The organism is Streptomyces sp. MMG1121 (genome assembly GCF_001280015.1).
GTDB lineage: Bacteria > Actinomycetota > Actinomycetes > Streptomycetales > Streptomycetaceae > Streptomyces.
Window position 1 is genome coordinate 1 of sequence record NZ_LGDV01000061.1, and the last position, 1,160, is coordinate 1,160.

The 1,160-nt window shown below is 65.9% G+C and carries 1 protein-coding gene and 1 pseudogene; both read left to right on the forward strand.

What is annotated here, in order from left to right:
• Positions 1-124 precede the first annotated feature (124 nt).
• Positions 125-265: pseudogene (locus tag ADK64_RS48895) on the forward strand (methyltransferase family protein); the annotation flags it as partial.
• A 383-nt stretch (positions 266-648) separates the two neighbouring features.
• A complete protein-coding gene (locus ADK64_RS47025) occupies positions 649-1,158 on the forward strand; it encodes a methyltransferase (RefSeq protein WP_234384490.1) in 510 nt (169 codons plus the stop codon).
• Positions 1,159-1,160: the final 2 nt, after the last annotated feature.

Genomic DNA, 1,160 nt, shown 5'->3' on the forward strand with positions numbered 1-1,160 from the left:
CCACGTTGAAGGTCCAGCGGCTGGCTCTGGCCCGCCGGTTCGCCCAGCACACTGAGGAGCAGGCATGACACCGCAGGCCACACTCGCCCGGCTGCGTGAGTACATGGTGGGACCCTCGCGGTTCATGAGTCTGGTCGCCAGTTTCGAGCTGGGCATCGTCGACACGCTGCGTGAGCGTCCCGGTCTGAGCGCGGCCCAGCTCGGCGAGGCGGCCGGCACCAAGCCGGACGTCGTGGAACAACTGCTGTTCCTGCTGGTCAAGGAGGGCTTCGTCGCGCACGACGAGGCAGCCGGCACCTACCGCCTCGACGCGCTCGCGGACGTCCCGGTCGGTGACCTCAACCGGGCGCTGGCCTACATGAACCTGATCAAGGTCACCGCGCTGCGCCAGCTGTTCTACCTGACCGAGAGCGCCCGCACCGGTACCGTCGTGGGCCTCAAGGAGCTCTACGGAGCCGAGGGCACCCTCTACGACGCGGTCGCCGACCACCAGGACCTCAACGACTCCTGGCTGAAGCTGATGAACAACGTCACCGCCAACATCGACCCCTGGTTCTTCGACCACATCGACATCCCGGCCGGCTCCAGGGTCCTCGACGTCGCCGGCACAGGGTCCTCGACGTCGCCGGCAACACCGGCCTCGGCGCGATCCACACCTACCGCCACAAGGCCTCCCCGGGACTCAGGGTCACCACCTTCGACCTGCCCGACAAGCAGAGCGAGGCACTGGCCAACTTCAAGGCCGAGGGCCTGGAGGACCACCTGTCCTTCATCGGCGGCAACGTCTTCGAGCAGATCCCGCAGGGCTACGACACCGTACTGATCAAGCACTTCCTGGACATGTTCGACAAGAGCGACGTGATCCGGATCCTGACCGGCGTCCACACCGCCCTCAACACCGGCGGCACGGTCCACATCCTGGTCCCGGTCTATCCCGAGAACATCAAGGACACCGACAACTACAACGTCGACTTCTTCCCCGCCTTCTTCATCGGCGCCGCCATGGGCCAGGGCGGCCCCCAGAAACTGTCGACCTACCAGCACTGGCTCGAGGAATGCGGGTTCAAGGTGACCCAGGCCATCACCAAGAACCCCGCCGACATCCCGCCCGACGTCATCCCCGTCCAGGCCATCCTCACCGCCACGAAAACCACGTGACC